Origin of the sequence: Thermoleptolyngbya oregonensis NK1-22, assembly GCF_032705245.1 — a bacterium.
Classification (GTDB): Bacteria; Cyanobacteriota; Cyanobacteriia; order Elainellales; family Elainellaceae; genus Thermoleptolyngbya; species Thermoleptolyngbya sichuanensis.
On sequence record NZ_CP053540.1, the window covers coordinates 4,837,591 to 4,855,599 of the forward strand.

Consider the following 18,009-nt stretch of genomic DNA (forward strand, 5'->3'; position numbering starts at 1 on the left):
AAAAGTTGACCTTTGTACTCTGAAATGAGCTAAGATGTTGGACAAAATTTGAGGGAATTTGCCATGGGCTTCAGGTTTAAGATATTGGCTGGACTGCTCACCCTGGCAACGTCGGGTGGGGCGCTGGGGTCAGGGGCGATCGCCCAGACTGTCACTTCAACCCGCAGCGCAGACGACATTCAGACACTCCAGCAAGCGTTTGAAGACGCTTACTATGGTGCCAGCGGCACTTTCTTTGGCAACCGGGGCATTGTGAACTCCTTCACCTGGTTCCTTGGCCCCTTCCCTGAAAACAACATCATCACCGATGCACGGCAGGTGCATCGACTCTACGTGGACGCTTCAAACCAGCAAAACCTGGACGGCCCCACCATCCGCACTCCCGATCTGAATAATCCCTTCGATACCTCGCTGCTACTGCTGCCTCCCTCTCAACCCCTCCGCCCACTTCCTGCGGGTCCCCAGTTTCCGCCCTTCAGCCAGGGTGTTCCAGGAGATCCTCCGCCTGCGCCGCGTCCAGCCGGCCCGGTTCGAGGTCTCTGGTAGCATCCTGGAAGCAGTCTAGACAAAGCAGGTTGGATATAAACAGCTTGGATATAAACAGCTTGGATAAAGCTAGGCGAGCTAAGGTTTAGCCCGTGATTAGTTCACCTGTGACCGATTTACCTATGACTGATTCTGGCTAACAGCCATTCGCAACTGCCAGTTTTCAAAACCAGTTGCAGCAAGCCCTATTGCAGCAAGTCATTACGCAAGCGCCGCGCGGTTAGATGTTCAGCGTGGCGCTTTTGCTGTTTCTGCAACGTTTTTCTCGACCGTTCTTAGTCTGGCTCCCAGCGCTTTCCAGGCTCAGCCTTGCCGCTTATCCAGCGATGCTGCTGGTATAGGCAATTCTTATCAAAAATCAGCGTGGACTATGCATCTCAAAAGAAATACGACAAACTAGGGGAAACTTGTCGGCTCGTCTAGTACCCCGCGAAACAGAGGCGGCGCGAGAATCCCTTGCTTTCTCCTGCTTAAAAGCTGAAACGCTTGTATGGGAAGGATCTGGGCGATCGCCCCCTTGATGAGTATTTTTACTTCAAATTGTCTTCTTTATTAACTTCTGATAAGAAAGAGGGCTATATAATTGACACGTCTTTTGCAAAAATTAACCTAAAAAATCCCTGCTCACGTCTAGGCTGCCCTCAACAATGCTGCGAAACCCAGAAACATCTTTCACCCTACTAGCCCTGCTGGTTGCCCTCGGCGGCGCTCCTGGTTTACTTGGACTGCGGTGGGTAGTTCCAGCTCTGGCACAATCTACGCCGCCAGAATTCCCGCTGCCTGCCAGCGTTCCGGCAGACACTTCCGTTACTATAGACGGCTCTGCCAGTATGACGCTGATTAATGAAAGTCTGAAGGCCCGCTTTGAGGAGCGCTACCCTGGCACCCGGGTCAACCTTGCCGCAGGCGGCACAGACGCGGCGCTACAAGCCTTACTGGCTGGAAACCTGGATCTGGTGGCAGTGGGGCGCGACCTGACCCAGGCAGAGCGGGATCAGGGATTGGTAGAGGTTCCCCTCAGCCGAGAAAAAATTGCCATCATTGTAGGCGCAGACAACCCCTTTGCAGGCGACCTGACGTTTGAGCAGTTTGCTCAGATTTTCCGGGGTGAAATTACGGACTGGTCGCAGGTTGGTGGGCCACCTGGGCCGATTCGCTTTGTCGATCGTCCTGCTTTTAGCGATACACGCCAGTCACTCAGCAACTACTCTGTGTTTCAGGCAGCGCCCTTTCAAACTGGGCCCAACGCTGAGCAGATTGCGACAGACGACACGGCAGCAGTGGTGCAGGCGCTTGGGGCAGATGGGATTAGCTATGCGATCGCCAATCAGGTGTTGAACCGGGGTGACGTGAAGATCGTGCCCATGCACCAGACCTTGCCCACCGATCCTCGCTATCCCTTTTCGCAGCCAAGGGGCTATGTCTATCGCGGCACACCAACTCCGCCTGTGCAGGCATTTTTAGGATTTGCGACCTCGGAACCCGGTCAAGAAGTGGTAGAGGAGGCGCGTGAACAGGAAGCCACCGCAGTCGCGCCAGCGGCTCCGGTCGCGCCCGTGCCCGCCACCCCCAGTCCCGTGCTGGATGCAGCGCCCGCAGTCGTCACGCCACCGCCATCGAGTAATCAACCCGAAGGCTGGCTGCCCTGGCTGGCGCTGTTGCTGCTAGGAGCTTTGCCCTTCTTGCTGGGGCTATTTCGGCGGCGAGAGGCTGTGGCTCCGGTTGCGCCGCCGCTGCGCCCAGTGGCCACTGTCGCGCCGCCCCGCCAGGTTCCCGCCAGCCGGATTGTGCTAACCCCGCGCAATGCCGAAGATGCCTACGCCTATTGGGAAGCGCCAGAGGCTCATAAAGCAGATCTAAAGCGCCAGGGCGGACGCGATTTGAAGCTGCGGATCTACGACGTGACAGATATTGACCTCGATCGGCAGCCCGCCCACAGCGTCCAAGAATACGATGTGGCTGAAACCGACCAGGATCGGCATGTGCCCATCATGGCGGGCGATCGCGACTATCTTGCAGAAATTGGCTACACCACCAGCGACGGCCGCTGGCTGAAGCTGGCCCGCTCCAACTCGGTGCGCGTGCCCACGATCCCAGCGGCAGCTGAAGCAGCTCCTGCTCCGGTCGTGCCGCCCGTTGTGCCACCTGTTGTGCCGCCCGTTGTGCCGCCTGTGGTCACTCCAGTTGTCCCTCCTCCAGCGGTATCCGTTTCTCCGACAGTACCCGCTCCAGCGCCTACCCCATTGGAACCTGTTATGGATGAACCTGCTGTTGATGAACCTGTCGTAGAAACGCCAGAGCCAGAGACCCCCGCTGTGCCGCCGATTGCTGCGGCTCTGGGTACGGGAGCAACGCTGGCAGCAGGCGCGGCTGCGATGGCAGCGCTGGCCAAGGAAGATGACCAGTCTGCTGTTGAAGCGGCAAAGTTTGACGTGGGGCAAACAGATCTGTCGGCTGAGCGGCTGGCGGATGTGGACACGAATCTACCCGATTTGCCTGATGGCTACGGCGAGAGCCGAATTGTGCTGATGCCTCGCGATCCGCAGTGGGCCTACACTTATTGGGATGTGCCCGATCAACACAAGGCACTCCTGCGAGGTCAGGGTGGACAGCGGCTGGCGCTGCGGCTATACGACGTGACCGATATTGATGCCTATAGCCAGCGTCCCCATAGCGTGCAGCAGTACGACTGTGACGAGCTAGCCCGCGACTGGTATTTGCCCATTCCGGTGAGCGATCGCGATTATTTGGTTGAAATTGGCTATCTCACACCAGATGGTATGTGGCTGGTTCTGGCGAGATCTAATGCGGTTCGCATTCCACCAATCTACCCATCCGACTGGTTTGAGGATCAGTTTATTACGCTGGGTTGGGATGAAGACCGGCGTGGCAAGACCTTCCTGCGGTTGATTCCGCCGGGGCGACGAGTGGCAGACACGGGCAACCCCATCTACGACGAGATTTTTGACATGGCCGAGTCTGCCGAGGCAATGCGTCTGGCGGGTTCGCTCTATGGTTCCATGCAGCAGGTTCCGGCCTCGGTGCAGGGTTCCCATCAGATGGAATCGGGCGCAGCGCTCAGTTCTATGCAGGCTTCTGGGGCAGCCATTAGCAGCTACGTTCACTCAGAATCTGGGGCAGCGCTGAGTTCCATGCAGGCCTCTGGTGCAGCCATTAGCTCGTTTGTTTTCTCGGCTGAAATGGGTCAATGGTCGGGGAAAACTGAGTCCGGCGTAGGCCTATACACCGAATCGGGTGTGGGTCGATATACCGAATCGGGTGTGGGCATGTCCGGCGTGGGCATGTACAGCATGTCCGGCGTGGGCATGTCTGGCGTGGGCATGTCCGGCGTAGGTCGATACACCGAGTCCGGCGTGGGCATGTCCGGCGTGGGCATGTACACCATGTCGGGAGTAGGACTTTATACTGAGTCGGGCGGAGCGCTTTACACGATGTCGGGTGTGGGCCTGTACACCGAATCGGGTGTGGGTCGATATACCGAATCCGGCGTGGGCATGTCCGGCGTGGGCATGTATAGCATGTCCGGTGTGGGCATGTCCGGCGTGGGCATGTATAGCATGTCCGGTGTGGGCATGTCCGGTGTGGGCATGTCCGGCGTGGGCATGTACAGCATGTCCGGTGTGGGCATGTCCGGCGTGGGCATGTACAGCATGTCCGGTGTGGGCATGTCCGGCGTGGGCATGTACAGTATGTCGGGCGTGGGCATGTCCGGCGTGGGCATGGGCTATCCGGGGCCGATGAGCTATGCGCGGATGTCGGGCGTAGGGATGTACACCGAGTCGGGCGCAGGTCTGTATACGATGTCGGGGGCTGGGATCTATAGCCAGTCGGGGGTTGGGATGCCGAACTTCTCTGGCATTGGCATGTCGGGTGTGGGCTTCTTTGGTTCTATGCCGCCGATCCGGGCGCGGAAATTCTGGCTGGTGGCAGATGCAGAACTGATTATCTACGGCGCAACGGAGCCAGATGCCTCGGTGACCATTGCTGGACGGCCTGTGACGCTGAATCCCGATGGTACATTCCGCTTCCAGATGTCCTTCCAGGATGGCATGTTGGACTTTCCGATTTTGGCGGTGGCGGCGGACGGCGTTCAGACCCGCGCGGTTCACATGCGGTTTAATCGAGAAACACCAGAACGCCGCACTAATACAAAGGACGAGGCGATGGATCAGCCCTACTAGGGGCTGCTATCAGTTGTCTACCCAAGGTCTGGTTTCTTGGGAGATTCAGCCCCTAGCCTGATTTGTTTGGACGGGCGCAATACTGCCGATCCCTCAAGGCTTCTGAGCTTAGTTGATGACGCGCCCTAGGGTTCAGCGTGATCCTTCCTTCAAGACCTTAAAGAGCGCGATCGCCCCGTCTCTGATTCTGGGCTGCTTGGGCGGCCTGCTCAGAGACGCGCTCATAGAGCCGTTCAAGCTGCTGAAATAGACGGCTGCTGCGGTCGATGTCGGTTTCGCAGCCGCGAATCTCTTCGGTCTTCCCGTTCGGGTAAAACCGATAGACGGCTTCTGGCCCATCGGCAGCCAGCAGGCAGAGGTTTGGGATTGGATTGCGGACATTTGCCTCGCTGCGGATCTGGTCAAAATCGGCGCGGGCAATGCGCGATCGCAGTTGTTGCAGGGTTCCTCGGCGGATGCGTCCGGTGGCGCGATCGCCGACGCTGTTGGCATAGCGGTAGCTGCCGTCCGGATATATCGTCACTTCTGAAAAGCAGCCTGGCGGATAGCAGAAGCCACCCTCGCGGCGAACCGTGACCAGAGGAGTTCCGCTTTGGCTGACTGGCTGGGTCGGAGCAGGCCCATCTTGAGCAATGGATAAGCGGTTGGGTGGAGCGGCGATCGCGGCGCTGGCGATCGCCAAACACAGTCCCACAACCCCAACCGTCAATGGCCAAGTTTTCATCCCGAAGCCCTCACAGAAACTCAATACTGCTACTTTAAGTTCCTGCTTGCTTTGGAGTCGTGGAGTTACCAAAACTGAAACTTGCAGATCTCCGCGAGTTCAAACCGAGTTCAGACCGAGTTCAGACGATGTTGCACCTTCTAGACGCTACTTCGAGCCAAACTTTGCTTTGGCCTGCTCGTAGACCTCTTCGGTGATCTGCGTTATTCCAGCCTCTTCAGCAAATTTCTCGATCTTTTTGCGGGCGGCCGGACGCACAAAAAAGGGAATTTCTTTCAAACGGGCTTCGGCTTCAGGAGTCCAGGCGATCGCGCTACTCATAGAAATGGGTTCCACCTGCATTGTTCTGCCCTTCTAGTTTAGGCGCATTGGTTAGGGGATTTGCAGGGTCCTCCGCTGCTTCTTAAGGGGGGCTAGGGGGGATCAAAGGGTTTTAAAACACGCCCTAGGACTGACGCATCTGGATGATTTCTTAGGGGCTGCGCGAGAAATCCTCCAAAACCCAATAGAGCCTATCGCAAGTGCGTAAGTCCTGATCCCGATCCCCTTGTCTGATACACTTTTGACAAGAGGTACACGTCGCTCAAACGACGAAAAATCAAGCAGTTTGGAGGGTATCCGGTGGAAAGTACACTCGGTTTGGAAATTATCGAAGTGGTAGAGCAAGCGGCGATCGCCTCTGCTCGGTTGATGGGCAAAGGGGATAAGAACGAAGCCGACCGGGTCGCTGTAGAAGCCATGCGCGAACGGATGAACAAGATCCACATGCGCGGACGGATTGTGATCGGTGAAGGGGAGCGCGACGAAGCGCCCATGCTCTACATCGGCGAAGAAGTAGGCATCTGCACCCGAGAAGATGCGGCAGCCTTCTGCAACCCTGACGAACTGCTGGAAATCGACATTGCCGTGGACCCCTGCGAGGGCACCAACCTCTGCGCCTACGGTCAGCCCGGTTCGATGGCGGTGCTGGCGATTTCCGAAAAGGGTGGCCTGTTCAACGCACCTGACTTTTATATGAACAAGCTGGCCGCGCCCCCCGCAGCCAAAGGTAAGGTCGATATCCGCAAGTCCGCCACGGAAAACCTAAAGATCCTGTCGGAATGCTTGGATCGGGCCATCGACGAACTGGTGGTGGTGGTGATGAAGCGCGATCGCCACGATGCGCTGATCAAGGAAATCCGCGAAGCCGGGGCCCGCGTCCGCCTGATTACCGATGGCGACGTGTCTGCTGCGATTTCCTGCGCCTTTGCAGGGACGAATATCCACGCGCTGATGGGCATTGGCGCTGCGCCCGAAGGCGTGATTTCTGCGGCGGCGATGCGGGCGCTGGGTGGCCACTTCCAAGGGCAGCTTGTGGCCGACCCCGCCGTCGTGATGACCAAAGAGTGGGCTAACAAAACTAAAGAAGAGAACATTGCCCGCCTCAAGGAAATGAACATCACCGATCCGGATCGGGTTTATGAATGCGAGGAGTTGGCATCAGGGGAAACAGTTCTGTTCGCCGCCTGTGGCATCACCTCCGGCACGCTGATGGAAGGGGTTCGTTTCTTCAAAGGGGGGGCCCGCACTCAGAGCCTGGTCATCTCCACCCAATCCAAAACCGCCCGCTTCGTTGACACCATCCACATGGGCGACAACACCAAATACCTGCAACTGCGCTAAGCTGCAAACCCCCGTCGCTCAATAACGCTTAATAACTGCGAAAGAGTCAGGTTCTGATCTGGCTCTTTTTTTGCTCTTTTTAGTACAAGTTTGTAGTGAAGGTTTGTAGCGCAAGCTTGTAGTGCAAGTTAGCAGCTCACAAAGAGAGTTAGGATCATGCTCTGGCTCATCGGCGGTACGCAGGAAAGCGCGGTGCTGGCGCGAGATCTAGTAGCACAGGGGATAGACTGCGTGGTGACGGTGACGACGGCGGGGGCGCGGCGGCTATATCCAGACACCGAGTGCTGTCGCGTGTGGGTTGGCAAGCTGACCCCAGAAGCGGTGGGCGAGTTTTTGCAGACGTACTCAGTTCGCGCCATTCTGGATGCGTCTCACCCGTTTGCGGCGGCGGTGTCTGAACTGGCGATCGCCACTGCTGCTGACCTGCACCTGCCCTACCTGCGCTTCGAGCGATCGCCCGTGGAAGGCGTTGCGCCGAGGGAATGGGTCTTTCCCAGTGTTGAGGCGCTGTTGGCAACCGATTTGCTGATTAACGAGCGGGTCTTGTTGACCATTGGCTATCGCTATTTGCCGCTGTTTCAGCCGTGGCAGGATCGGGCCATCCTGTTTGCCCGCATTTTGCCGTCGCAGGAGGCGCTGGCAGGGGCGATCGCCGCTGGGTTTACCCCCGATCGGCTAATTGCGCTGCGTCCGCCCATTGCTGCGCCCCTAGAAAAAGCGCTCTGGCAACAGTGGCAAATTTCCCTTGTGGTGGCCAAAGCGTCTGGCAGTCCCGGCGGCGAAGACATCAAGCGCCAGGTTGCCGCCGACCTCGGCATTAAACTCGTCACCCTAGCGCGACCTGCGCTGGCCTATCCCCAGGTGACGAGTGACCGGGCGATCGCCCTTGACTTTTGCCGGAGGGCACTGGCGCAATAGATGCCAAACAGCGCTGGATCTGTGAGGCGCTGGGCTGACCTGATGGCCCCCTCACTCCGCCCGCCCAAACACCCGATCCAGTCGTCGCTGCGCTGCGTCGATGGCCGCTGTGGGCGTATTCTGGTTCAGCAAGACGGATTCTACGGCCCGGCCCAGCGCATCGGAAATGCGGTTATAGCCTGGAACAATGGGGCGCGATCGCCCGTATTGCGTCTGGTCTAGAAACACCTGCACAGTGGGCTGTTGGGCGAGGAAGGTCTGATAGTCCTGGCTCTGGCGCGATCGCAGGTTGACGGGCAGATATCCAGTGGCGATCGCCCACTCGGTCTGAAACGCTTCACTCAGCACATATTCACCAAACACCTGGGCGGCCTGCTCTCGCGCCGGGGTGGAGTGGAAGAAAAACAGATTTTCGCCGCCCGTGCTGGTGGCAGGCCGCAGGCCGGCCGGAATCGGCATCACGCCAAACTCTGCACCCACCTGCCGAAGCTGCCCCAGGGTCCACGGCCCAGTTAGCTGCATGGCCACCCTGCCGGCCAGAAATGCGTCTAGCTCATAGCCCCGCTCTGGCTGCGAAAGAATCGCGGAGCCGTCGTTTACCAGGTCTTGCCACAACTGCAACGCGGCGATCGCCCCCGGCGAAGCCACCCGCACCGCGCCCTGTTCTGCCACGATTTCTCCACCGCCGCCCCAGAGAAACGGCAGCCACATAAACACCGTCCATTCGCCCTTGCCCAGCGGCAGCAAGAGGCCATGCTGATTTTTTTCGGGAATCGTCAGCGCCTTGGCCACCTGGCGAAACGCATCCCAGGTCTGGGGTAGCTCGCGAATGCCCGCCGCCGCAAACAGGCTGGGTCGATAAAACACACCAACGTTGTTGGTGCCAAAGGGAATCGACCAGGTTCGCCCTTCCCACTGCATCGACTCGCGCAGCGCCGGGTCAATCTCGGCGGCGACGGGGGAGGTGGAAAGCCAGTCATCGAGCGGTCGCAGCGCCCCCAGTTCCACCAGTTGCCCCGTAATCATCGGCGCATACCACAGCATATCCGGGGCTGCATCGCCCACCACCGCTGCCAAAATCTTGGGAATTTGCTGGTCGCCCTGTCCCACATACAGCGCCTCTACCTGGATCTGCGGATGCGCTTCGTTAAACCGATCCACCAGCCGCTGCAACACCTCCCGATTGGACGGTGGATTGACCCCATGCCACAGCGTCAGATGCGTGATGCCATCGGTCGCCGCCGCAGGCTGGCAGCCCGTGAGCAACAGGAGACTGGTGAGGAGTAGAGCAAAAAGGCGCATTGGGGCAAGCGGGTAACCAAGGGGACGGAGTGAATCATACTCCAACGCCCTTCTCCTCAGCCCTGCCGAAACGGTAAATCGGCATTGATCGCCTCAATCTCCTGCTGCTCTAGCTCGTTGACCTCCTGGATGTAGTGATTCAGGATTTGCGACAGGCGCGGTTCATAGAAACGGTGCAGAGAATGATTGGGCGTGGCGGGGAAGCCGCGACGCTTTTTGTGGCGGCCGCCTGCGCCGGGGTCGAAGGTCTGGATGTTATGGGCGATCGCCCATTCGATCGGCGTGTAGTAGCAGGTGTCGAAGTGCAGGTTCTCAATCTCTTGCAGCGACCCCCAATAGCGCCCATATAGCTGATCCCCTTTGGTAAAGCAAAGCGACATGCCAACGGGGTGCTGCGGGTCTTGCTCGGCATAGGCCGCAACCATCACCGTGCGGTGGCGATAGGTGGGATGAAGCTGCTCAAAAAAGTGCCGCGTCAGATATTTGCTGCCCCACCAGCCAAACTTATCGCAGGTGTCGCTATAGAAGCGATACATCAGGCTGTATAAAGCCTTGGGGATTTCATCTCCGGTGTGAACCCGCATCGTCAGCCCTGCTGCGGCGACGGCTTTGCGCTCGCGCTTGATGTTGCGGCGCTGATTGGCGTTGAAGCTGCCGAGATAGTCATCGAAGGTCTGGAAGCCTTGGTTTTGCCAGATATAGCTGTGGTGCAGCCAGGGCCGAAAGCCGTGCGGCTCGATCATCGGTCGCCAGGTCGGGTCAGCATAGAGAAAGTGGCAGCCCGAAATATTGTTGCTGATGCAAAACTGGTCGATCGCCCCCACCATCAGCGCCGTCAGTTCCGCTTCGTCTTCTCCGGGGGCAATCAGAAAGCGGTAGCCCTCCGCTGGGGTAAAGGGCGACATGCCCAAAAGCTTGGGATAGTAGGCGATTCGCAGCCGCTGCGCCAGTTCTGCCCACTGGTGGTCAAATACAAACTCGCCGTAGCTGTGGCCCTTGAGATACATCGGCGCGGCGGCAATCAGCGTGCGATCGCGCCAGAGGGTGAGGTGATTGGGCAGCCAGCCCGCCTTGGCCGTGGCGCTGCCAGAGCTTTCCAGATTGTGTAGCCAGTCCCATTCCAAAAACGGCGTTTTGAGCGGCAGTGCCAGATCATCCCAGGCAGATTGGGGCACTTCGGCGATCGCCTGAATCCAGTTCACAGTAAGGCGGGGGCGAGTCTGTTCGGGCATTTTGGATTTGGGATTTTAGATTTTGGATTTGGGGGCGTTCAGGGTGGAGGATGGAGGGCGGGGGACGGGTCTCATCTCTGGCGCTTGATTATGCCAGCGCCCGCCACGATGCGAAACATCTCTTTACAACGTAGATCAATCTTTCGCTCGATGCAGGCGATAGTGCAGAAAAACTTCTTGGGCGATCGCCTCTACGGAGAGCAGTTCCAGGCGGGGTGCAGTAGTTTCTAGCCAGCCAGGGCCGCCGACAGGGGTCGGGGCCGTGCGTCCGCCTAGCAGCAGCGGACAGACGGTAATCCAGAAATCCTCTACGGCATCAGCAGCAATCAGCGCTGCCACCAGTTCGCCCCCACCGCCTAATACCAGACGGTGAATGCCCAACTGGAACAGCAGCGGCAGGGCGATCGCCCAATCCAGCCCGGTCGGAGTTTCCGGCAGGGCAAACACCTGGGCGAATTCAGACCCCGCCTGCCAGCGGCCGGCCCCAGCGGCAGTGGTCAGCAGCCAGCGGGGAACGGGCTGCTTGAAGAACTTGAGATCTGCCTTGAACTCGGCAGTGCGGGAGCAGACGATGTGGACGGGCTGGGGCGATCGCCCTGCCGCCTGCCGCTGCTGGAGCAGGGCGGGATGGGTGATGGGCAGCGTTGTACCGTAGGCCCGCAGCGTCGTTGCGCCAAACAAAAAGCCGTCTGCCTCGGCGAGGCGGGCTTCCAGATGGGCTTTATCGCGGGCAGAGCCAAACCGAGCGGGCGATCGCCCCACGTCTGCGATCTTGCCATCCAGGCTCATCGCCAGTACAACCGTGATGGAGGGCATCGGGCTAACCGAGAGAGACGGGCGTGAGGGCAGTTCTGGTGGCTTGCCTGAAATCATGAAAGAGCGCTCTCAAAACCTAAGAAATCAGAAAATTAGTCTATAAAATCAGCCAGGTTCTACGCACTTGTGAGCGATTTTCTGGATTTTGGACGATTTTTCACGGGCTGCAATCGAGAAAAATCGTCTAATTGCGGAGTTTCTATCCGTTTTTCAGCGTTTGGCAAACTGGCACATGAGCAGGCTGGCATATAAGCAGACTGGCACAGGAGCAGACTGGCACAGGAGATGAAGACGGTAAGTTAGACAGAAGATTACAGTTAACTGCGCCTCTGAGTATTTCCGCGAAAGCTTTCCAACTTTATGAAGACTTCAAGAAGTTTGCCTGGTGTGAACAAATCTGTGGCTTGGTCAGAAGCAATCAAATCTTAGTGTTTTAAAGTGGAGTATGCCCTTTAGGTCGGGAATCGCTATGCCTGGTGGTCAGCCCTCCTTCCGCCGCTTGCTGCTGATGCGAATTTTGCTGCTTAGCATTCCCATCTTGCTGTTGGGGGTGGCAGTGACGTTTCGCAAAGCCCGCACCAGCCTCCTCGAAACAGCGCGGCAAAACCTGACCGAGAGCGCGATTCGTAAGGGCAACCTGATTCAGAGCAGCATCGACTCGCTTCAAACCAGTCTGGCGATCGCCAGCCAGACCGAAAGCTTGCAAGCCAGGGACATGGCTCAAAGCCAGCTTTTTCTGGAAAAATTGCTGCCCCAACTGCCGGGGGCCCAGTGCTTGCAGTTGACGGATTTGTACACCGATCAAATCATTGCAAGCACCTGCGGCAGTGAGCCAATCAAGTCGCTCGACGACCATCCCTGGCGCTACCAGCCCGACTCCAGCGCTATTAATCCTTTCCAGAGGTCTGTCCTAGACACCCAGCCGCGACGGCGGGTGCGGCAAGAACCAATGAATAGCCAGCTTGATCTAGTGATCAGCACTCCTGTTTACACCAACGATGGCAGACCCCGCTATGGGTTGACGGTGCAAACGGTGCTGCGACAGATTGAGGTGGCGAAACCCTGGTCGCTGCTGGGCTATACGACGGTGATCGACCAGGACGGGACATTCCTGTCGCACCCATTTCCCGAAAAGGTAGGACGCAATATTGCCGAAGAGGGCGATCGCGATCGCTTTGAAAACATCCTGGAAAATACCGCCAGGGGGGATGGCGCAGTGCGTCACCTGTTCAACTTTTCGGGCGACAGCACCGAATGGCTAGCAGGCTTTACGCCCATCGAAGTCAGCATCAGCCCGACTGAAAAACGCGTCTGGACGGTGCTGGCCGTTACCCGGCTTGACTACGCGCTAGAGGGGCTAAAGTCCATCAGCCAAATCCTGGCGCTGCTGACGGGTGGGCTGCTCACGGCACACATGCTGGCGATGCTCTACATTGCCCGCGATATCTCTCTGCCCATCGAAAAGCTCGGCAAATACGCCCGCCATCTGGATCGGCGCGATGTTAAGGCTCGAATGCCCAAAAACTTTCAGGTGCGCGAGCTAAACCAACTCGCAGACGTGCTAAACAGCATGGTCAGCCGCTTGGAAGATCGCGCCAACGAGCTAGAAGCGGCCTGGCAAGAGGCCGAAGCCGCCAACCAGCTCAAGAGCGAGTTTTTGGCGACGACCTCCCACGAACTGCGAACGCCGCTCAACGCCATCATCGGCTGCATTCGGCTGGTGCAAGACGGCTACTGCGACACCCGCGAAGAGGAACTGGATCTGCTGGAGCAGGCCGATAAGGCAGCAATTCATCTGCTCAAAATCATCAACGACTTGCTAGATATTCGCGGCATCGAGCAGGGTAAGCTGCGGCTCTTTCTAGAAGTGGTGGATCTGCGGCAAATCTTGAAGGAAGTGCTGGAGCTACAGGCAGTCGAAATTCAGCGAAAGCAGCTCCGGCTGACGGCTCCTGATCTCGATGAGCAAATTTTGGTGCGGGCTGACCCAGCGCGGCTGAAGCAAGTGCTGCTGAACGTCGTATCCAACGCCGTGAAATTTACCGACGAAGGCAGCATCACGATCGATATTCGCCGCCACCAAAAGTCCGAGTTTAGCAAGCTGTTCAGCGACGGGGTCTCCCTCAATGGAGAAGGCGGAGATTTGACAAACCCCAACACCCGCCCCCAAGACTGGATTGTGGTCTCGGTCAAAGACACGGGCATCGGCGTAGACCCAGAACAGCAGGACAAGCTATTTCGCCCGTTTGTGATGGCGGACGGCTCTACCACCCGCAAGTTTGAGGGCACAGGGCTGGGGCTGGCGATCTCGCGCAACCTGGTGGAGCGCATGGGCGGCACGATTGACCTCTACAGCGAGGGACTGGACAAAGGCACGACCGTCGAAATTACTCTGCCTGTGGTGGATGATTCCCAAACCTCAACCTTCGATCCCGACACTAAGGCAGACACCCCAGAGCGCATTAAGGTTAGTTCATAAGGTCGATTGGGTAAATGCGTCCTAATCGCGCCAGAGAGCGATGCCACCCAGTAGTCCTGCAATATTGGGCACGGCCTTGGCGCGGGGGGGCAGGGTGAAGTTGATTTCCTTGGCGTTGCCGCCGCCGAGGTAGAGATAGTCGTAGTTAAACACGCGCTGCCATTGGGCGATCGCCTTTTCTAGCCGTTCGTTCCACTTTTTCTTGCCGCCCTCGTCGAAGGCAGCGCGGCCCAACTGCTGTTCGTAGGTCTGCCCTTTGCGAAACTCGTGGTGTCCCAGTTCCAGGTTGGGCACGAGTCGCCCGTTCAGGAACATCGCCGAGCCAACGCCTGTGCCCAGGGTGATCACCATTTCTACGCCCGTTCCGGCGATCGCCCCTAGCCCCTGCATATCGGCATCGTTGATCACGCGCACGGGCGCTTGCAGCTTTTCGATCAGCACCGTCGCCAGATCTACCCCAATCCAGTCGGGATGCAGGTTCGCGGCGGTTTCTGTGATGCCATTTCGCACCACGCCCGGAAACCCGACCGAAACCCGGTCAAAGGCTTTGCCGCTGGCCAGTCCCAAAATCCCCTGAATCATCGGCTCTGGCTTGGCGGGGTCGGGGGTGGGAATGCGATCGCGCTCTGTCACAGGGTTGCCTGCTTCGTCCAGCACCATCACCTTGATGCCGCTGCCGCCGATGTCTACTGCCAGGGTATGAAGAGGGGGGGTTGTGGTTGTCATGTCGCCTGTTAATCCTTATGAGCAAACTATAGAGGCTGTTTGCGGGCTAAGGCGGCGGATTTAAGGAACTTTGAAAAGTTGGTGCCACAGTCAATCCTCCGGAAGGGCGCACGAATGAACTTGCTGGAAGCGCGGTAGACGCTGACCGAGCAAGTCAACATCGCAAATCCAAAATCGCAAATCTAACAGGACTTACGCACTTGTTCAGTTTTCTGGGTTTTGGACGATTTCTCGCGGGCTGCGTAAGTCCTATCTAAAATCGAAATCGATAGCAAACTCAGGCGGCATGGGGATGGGTGATGGGCAGCACAGGCGCATCCATCGGCTGCCAGCCGTAGTCGTCGGCGATGCCCGGATACTGCTGGTGAAGTTGGTTCAGCATTTCGCACAGCGTTGCGGCGATCGCCCCTGCCTCTAGTGCTTGCTGCTGAAATTGGGCGTATTGTAAATAGGTCAGCAAACTCATCGCCCCCGTCAGCGTCAGTTGGTTCAGTTCAGAATTAGCGTTCACAGGGAACCTCCTGGGTTCAAACTATCGCAGATGCACATTAACCCGGCAATGGTTATTACTAGCCTCTGCCCTCATCTACCCTCACCCTCAATCCATCTCCCAGAGGCGAGGGGCTTCCGATCCGGCTCTCCTTCTCTTTTGAAAGAAGGGGCCGGGGGATGAGGACAATTCGGGATGCTAGATCTTTGGGATGCTAGATCAGATATTGCTGGGTTAACTAAGACACCATTGGTCTTACATAAAGTGGTCCTACATAAAGTCATCGAACCGCCAGATGAAGTTTACGCAAAGCATTCCCAAAATCCCCCTAGCGGGGCAGTATCTTGGCTGAATTCCGCCTGTTTTTGCCCATGCCGACCCTTTTGAAGCTGTTTGGCAACATCCGCAAACCACTTACCCAGGCTCTAACCCAGCCTCTAACCCAGCCTCGTCCCCGCCGCATCTGGGGGCTGGTCGCCCTGCTTGGCGGCTTGGCAATGGGCTGCACGGTTGCGCCTGTGAACGCCTGGTGGCTGGCGTGGGTGGCGCTGGCTCCGCTGTGGGTCGTGGTGAGGGGGAATTCTGGCTGGGGCGATCGCGCTTCTTCATCCGATTCCCCCCAATCCCCCCTGGTAAAGAGGACGTTTCGGTGGGGCGATTCCCGTCAAGATTTCTTCGCGAATTGCGCGTTGCTCCCGATCCTCTGGGGCATCGGCTACCACGGCCTCGCCCTCTCCTGGATCGTGGATCTGCACCCGCTCACCTGGATGGGGATTCCCTGGCTGGGCAGCGTGGCGATCGCCCTCTTCGCCTGGGTATTCATTACCCTCTGGGGCGCAGCCATCCCCCTAGTCTGGAGTCTGGGTTTTTCCCTTATCGCTTGCTTGTTTCGCCCCACGCTCCCATCTGCCCACCCGCCCACCCGCCCGCTTTTCCTGATTCTGACTGGAACAGCCCTCTGGTGCGCCACCGAAACCCTCTGGAGCCATAGCCCGCTCTACTGGACCTCCCTAGCGCTGACCCAAAGCCCCCACAACTTGCCAATTCTGCATCTGGGGCAACTGTCTGGCCCGACAGCGGTGACGGCGGCGATCGTGGCGGTGAACGGGCTGCTGGCAGAAAGCTTTTTGGCGTGGCGCACTCGTTCGCAGCGTGTGTCGGCAGAACCGGAGCGCAATTCGCAAAGCGCCCCCCACGGGAATCGCCCGCTGCTTCCAGGTTCCCCATCAAGCGCGAGTCGGTATCTAGCGCTGGCGCTGGCGCTGCTGGCGGCGACGCATCTGGGCGGCTGGGTGCTGCTGCGGCAACCGCTGGCAGATCAGGACAACCAGGCGCTGACGGTGGGGCTGGTGCAGGGCAACGTGCCGACGCGGATCAAGCTGTTTGAAACGGGCGAACGGCTGGCGCTAGAACGCTACACCCAGGGCTACAACGCGCTGGCGGATGCAGGCGTGGATCTGGTGGTGATGCCGGAGGGGGCGTTTCCCTGGGTGTGGGTGGGCACGGCGCAGCAGGCGCGGCATCCCCTCTACCAGGCGGTGCTGGCGCGGGGCGTTCCGGCGATTGTCGGCACGGTCGGCTGGCAGGAACGCCGCATGACTCAAAGCCTGTTTGCCCTCGCTCCCAATGGCGAGATTGCCGGACACTACGACAAAGTGAAGCTAGTGCCCCTGGGCGAATATATTCCCTTTGAGGAGGTGCTGGGGCGCGTGGTGGGGCGGCTGTCGCTCATCCAGGATTCGATGCATCCAGGGCACTTAGAGCAGCGGTTTGATACACCAGTGGGACGGGCGATCGCCGCTATTTGCTATGAATCTGCCTTTAGCTACTTATTTCGGCAGCAGGCGGCGGCGGGCGGCGAGTTTATCCTGACTGCCTCCAACAACGACCCCTACCCCCGCCGCATGATGCTGCAACACCACGCCCAGGATGTGATGCGGGCGATTGAGAGCGATCGCTGGGCTGTGCGCGTTACCAACACAGGTCTGTCTGGCATCGTCAACCCGCACGGAGAAACGGTCTGGCTGTCGGGAGATCAAACGCTGGAAACCCACGCTGCCTCGATCTATCGCCGCCAGAGCAAAACGCCCTACGTCCGCTGGGGCGACTGGCTGCTGGTGCTGTTGGCGGGGCTGAGCGCGATTCGTGAAGCGATCCCTACGGGAATTCCTCTTATTGCTTCTTGGCTTCGTAGGTCACGAAATTCCCCAAAATCCCCACCGTCTTGAAGCGATAGGCCGGCAGCAGTTGCGGCGGCAAAAAGGAGCGAATCTCCGCAGGCAGCAGCCGATGGGCAGACAGGTTCGTTTGATACAGGCTCAGCACGCCATAGTTAGAGCGCTGCGTATTGTCGGAAATGATTTCCCGCAAATCGTCCTGGTTGTCCTCTACCAGGTCCGCACAAAGGTCTTCCAGGTCGATGCCCAATACATCGGGCGCATCGGGACATACTTCCTGATTCAAATACTCAGATAGACGAGCGGTGGCATATTCATCGTAGGCCGCCTCACCCGGATTCGTCGCCGCCATGCCAATGCCCGCAGCGGCGATCGCCAGCCCGATCCAAATTCCAATCGATCCGCGCTTCATACGCTCCGTTACCCATGCGTGCCAATGCATTCCAGACCTATCTCGCTAGCCTAGCGTAGATCCCTGACTGATGCCTGTCGTCCCCATTCCAAGGATTCCAATCCCACAGGGCGATCGCGCTGATGCCCCCACCGGGCAATTACAATTGGGCAATGACCATAGGGACGCTTGCGAGGGGCAGAGAGTTTCTAGACAGTGTTTTAGACAGTGTTTTAACGCTTTCTGGGTCGTTGATTGCCTCGAGTCGATTCCCTTGCACCCCCCTCAACAAACAGAAACGCAATTGAGGGAAGGAGCTACGCACTTCATCCTCAGTATCAACG

13 protein-coding genes and 3 pseudogenes are annotated in these 18,009 nt (G+C 58.3%); 8 read left to right on the plus strand and 8 right to left on the minus strand.

The window, feature by feature from the left end; genetic code table 11:
* Nucleotides 1-63 precede the first annotated feature (63 nt).
* From HNI00_RS20165 to HNI00_RS22230, 4 genes and pseudogenes are all read left to right on the plus strand, one after another.
* Entirely contained in the window at nucleotides 64-546 is a 483-nt protein-coding gene (locus tag HNI00_RS20165) for a hypothetical protein (RefSeq protein WP_316788897.1), read from the plus strand.
* A gap of 830 nt (nucleotides 547-1,376) precedes the next feature.
* Nucleotides 1,377-2,576: pseudogene (locus tag HNI00_RS22220) on the plus strand (substrate-binding domain-containing protein); the annotation flags it as partial.
* A 345-nt stretch (nucleotides 2,577-2,921) separates the two neighbouring features.
* Nucleotides 2,922-3,833 (plus strand): annotated as a pseudogene (locus tag HNI00_RS22225) (DUF4912 domain-containing protein); the annotation flags it as partial.
* Between the two features lie 579 nt (nucleotides 3,834-4,412).
* Nucleotides 4,413-4,748, plus strand: a pseudogene (locus HNI00_RS22230) (DUF4912 domain-containing protein); the annotation flags it as partial.
* 157 nt (nucleotides 4,749-4,905) lie between these two features.
* On the opposite strand, the gene HNI00_RS20175 reads toward HNI00_RS22230, so the two are convergent.
* The gene (locus HNI00_RS20175) at nucleotides 4,906-5,472 is read right to left on the minus strand and encodes a hypothetical protein (protein ID WP_316788901.1); all 567 of its coding nucleotides are present in this window, start codon (nucleotides 5,470-5,472) and stop codon (nucleotides 4,906-4,908) included.
* Nucleotides 5,473-5,619: 147 nt separating this feature from the next.
* Nucleotides 5,620-5,793 carry a PCP reductase family protein gene (locus HNI00_RS20180; RefSeq protein ID WP_172358850.1) on the minus strand — a complete coding sequence of 58 codons (174 nt, stop codon included), beginning with the start codon at nucleotides 5,791-5,793 and terminating at the stop codon, nucleotides 5,620-5,622.
* A 300-nt stretch (nucleotides 5,794-6,093) separates the two neighbouring features.
* Here HNI00_RS20180 and glpX point away from each other — a divergent pair, with 300 nt between their 5' ends.
* Together glpX and HNI00_RS20190 are read left to right on the plus strand one after the other, a co-directional pair.
* A complete protein-coding gene (glpX, locus tag HNI00_RS20185; RefSeq protein ID WP_316788905.1) occupies nucleotides 6,094-7,134 on the plus strand; it encodes a class II fructose-bisphosphatase in 1,041 nt (346 codons plus the stop codon).
* 156 nt (nucleotides 7,135-7,290) lie between these two features.
* Entirely contained in the window at nucleotides 7,291-8,052 is a 762-nt protein-coding gene (locus HNI00_RS20190; protein ID WP_316788907.1) for a cobalt-precorrin-6A reductase, read from the plus strand.
* Nucleotides 8,053-8,103: 51 nt separating this feature from the next.
* Here the strand turns inward: HNI00_RS20190 and HNI00_RS20195 are convergent, their stop codons facing one another.
* The 3 genes from HNI00_RS20195 to HNI00_RS20205 form a co-directional block, all read right to left on the minus strand.
* Nucleotides 8,104-9,354 (minus strand): ABC transporter substrate-binding protein, encoded by a 1,251-nt coding sequence (locus tag HNI00_RS20195; RefSeq protein WP_316788909.1) that lies wholly within the window; start codon nucleotides 9,352-9,354, stop codon nucleotides 8,104-8,106.
* A gap of 56 nt (nucleotides 9,355-9,410) precedes the next feature.
* Complete coding sequence (locus tag HNI00_RS20200; protein WP_316788911.1) at nucleotides 9,411-10,586, minus strand: GNAT family N-acetyltransferase; 1,176 nt, start codon at nucleotides 10,584-10,586, stop codon at nucleotides 9,411-9,413.
* A 135-nt stretch (nucleotides 10,587-10,721) separates the two neighbouring features.
* The gene (locus tag HNI00_RS20205) at nucleotides 10,722-11,459 is read right to left on the minus strand and encodes a RibD family protein (protein ID WP_316788913.1); all 738 of its coding nucleotides are present in this window, start codon (nucleotides 11,457-11,459) and stop codon (nucleotides 10,722-10,724) included.
* Between the two features lie 412 nt (nucleotides 11,460-11,871).
* Here HNI00_RS20205 and HNI00_RS20210 point away from each other — a divergent pair, with 412 nt between their 5' ends.
* Nucleotides 11,872-13,881 (plus strand): sensor histidine kinase, encoded by a 2,010-nt coding sequence (locus HNI00_RS20210; protein ID WP_316788916.1) that lies wholly within the window; start codon nucleotides 11,872-11,874, stop codon nucleotides 13,879-13,881.
* 21 nt (nucleotides 13,882-13,902) lie between these two features.
* Here the strand turns inward: HNI00_RS20210 and HNI00_RS20215 are convergent, their stop codons facing one another.
* Both HNI00_RS20215 and HNI00_RS20220 read right to left on the minus strand, forming a co-directional pair.
* Complete coding sequence (locus tag HNI00_RS20215) at nucleotides 13,903-14,607, minus strand: ROK family protein (protein ID WP_316788918.1); 705 nt, start codon at nucleotides 14,605-14,607, stop codon at nucleotides 13,903-13,905.
* 277 nt (nucleotides 14,608-14,884) lie between these two features.
* Nucleotides 14,885-15,118 (minus strand): hypothetical protein, encoded by a 234-nt coding sequence (locus HNI00_RS20220; RefSeq protein ID WP_316788919.1) that lies wholly within the window; start codon nucleotides 15,116-15,118, stop codon nucleotides 14,885-14,887.
* A 350-nt stretch (nucleotides 15,119-15,468) separates the two neighbouring features.
* On the opposite strand from HNI00_RS20220, the gene lnt reads away from it, so the two are divergent.
* Nucleotides 15,469-17,325 carry an apolipoprotein N-acyltransferase gene (gene lnt, locus HNI00_RS20225; RefSeq protein ID WP_316788921.1) on the plus strand — a complete coding sequence of 619 codons (1,857 nt, stop codon included), beginning with the start codon at nucleotides 15,469-15,471 and terminating at the stop codon, nucleotides 17,323-17,325.
* On the opposite strand, the gene HNI00_RS20230 is transcribed toward lnt, so the two are convergent.
* Nucleotides 17,270-17,686 (minus strand): DUF4359 domain-containing protein, encoded by a 417-nt coding sequence (locus HNI00_RS20230; RefSeq protein ID WP_316788923.1) that lies wholly within the window; start codon nucleotides 17,684-17,686, stop codon nucleotides 17,270-17,272. The genes lnt and HNI00_RS20230 overlap by 56 nt on opposite strands.
* Between the last annotated feature and the right edge of the window lie 323 nt (nucleotides 17,687-18,009).

Coding starts and splice junctions, on each gene's coding strand:
- HNI00_RS20205 (WP_316788913.1), bottom strand. CDS start 11,459: ATGATTTCAGGCAAGCCACCAGAACTGCCCTCACGCCCGTCTCTCTCG.
- HNI00_RS20210 (WP_316788916.1), top strand. CDS start 11,872: ATGCCTGGTGGTCAGCCCTCCTTCCGCCGCTTGCTGCTGATGCGAATT.
- HNI00_RS20230 (WP_316788923.1), bottom strand. CDS start 17,686: ATGAAGCGCGGATCGATTGGAATTTGGATCGGGCTGGCGATCGCCGCT.
- HNI00_RS20190 (WP_316788907.1), top strand. CDS start 7,291: ATGCTCTGGCTCATCGGCGGTACGCAGGAAAGCGCGGTGCTGGCGCGA.
- HNI00_RS20180 (WP_172358850.1), bottom strand. CDS start 5,793: ATGAGTAGCGCGATCGCCTGGACTCCTGAAGCCGAAGCCCGTTTGAAA.
- HNI00_RS20175 (WP_316788901.1), bottom strand. CDS start 5,472: ATGAAAACTTGGCCATTGACGGTTGGGGTTGTGGGACTGTGTTTGGCG.
- HNI00_RS20195 (WP_316788909.1), bottom strand. CDS start 9,354: ATGCGCCTTTTTGCTCTACTCCTCACCAGTCTCCTGTTGCTCACGGGC.
- lnt (WP_316788921.1), top strand. CDS start 15,469: ATGCCGACCCTTTTGAAGCTGTTTGGCAACATCCGCAAACCACTTACC.
- HNI00_RS20200 (WP_316788911.1), bottom strand. CDS start 10,586: ATGCCCGAACAGACTCGCCCCCGCCTTACTGTGAACTGGATTCAGGCG.
- HNI00_RS20165 (WP_316788897.1), top strand. CDS start 64: ATGGGCTTCAGGTTTAAGATATTGGCTGGACTGCTCACCCTGGCAACG.
- HNI00_RS20215 (WP_316788918.1), bottom strand. CDS start 14,607: ATGACAACCACAACCCCCCCTCTTCATACCCTGGCAGTAGACATCGGC.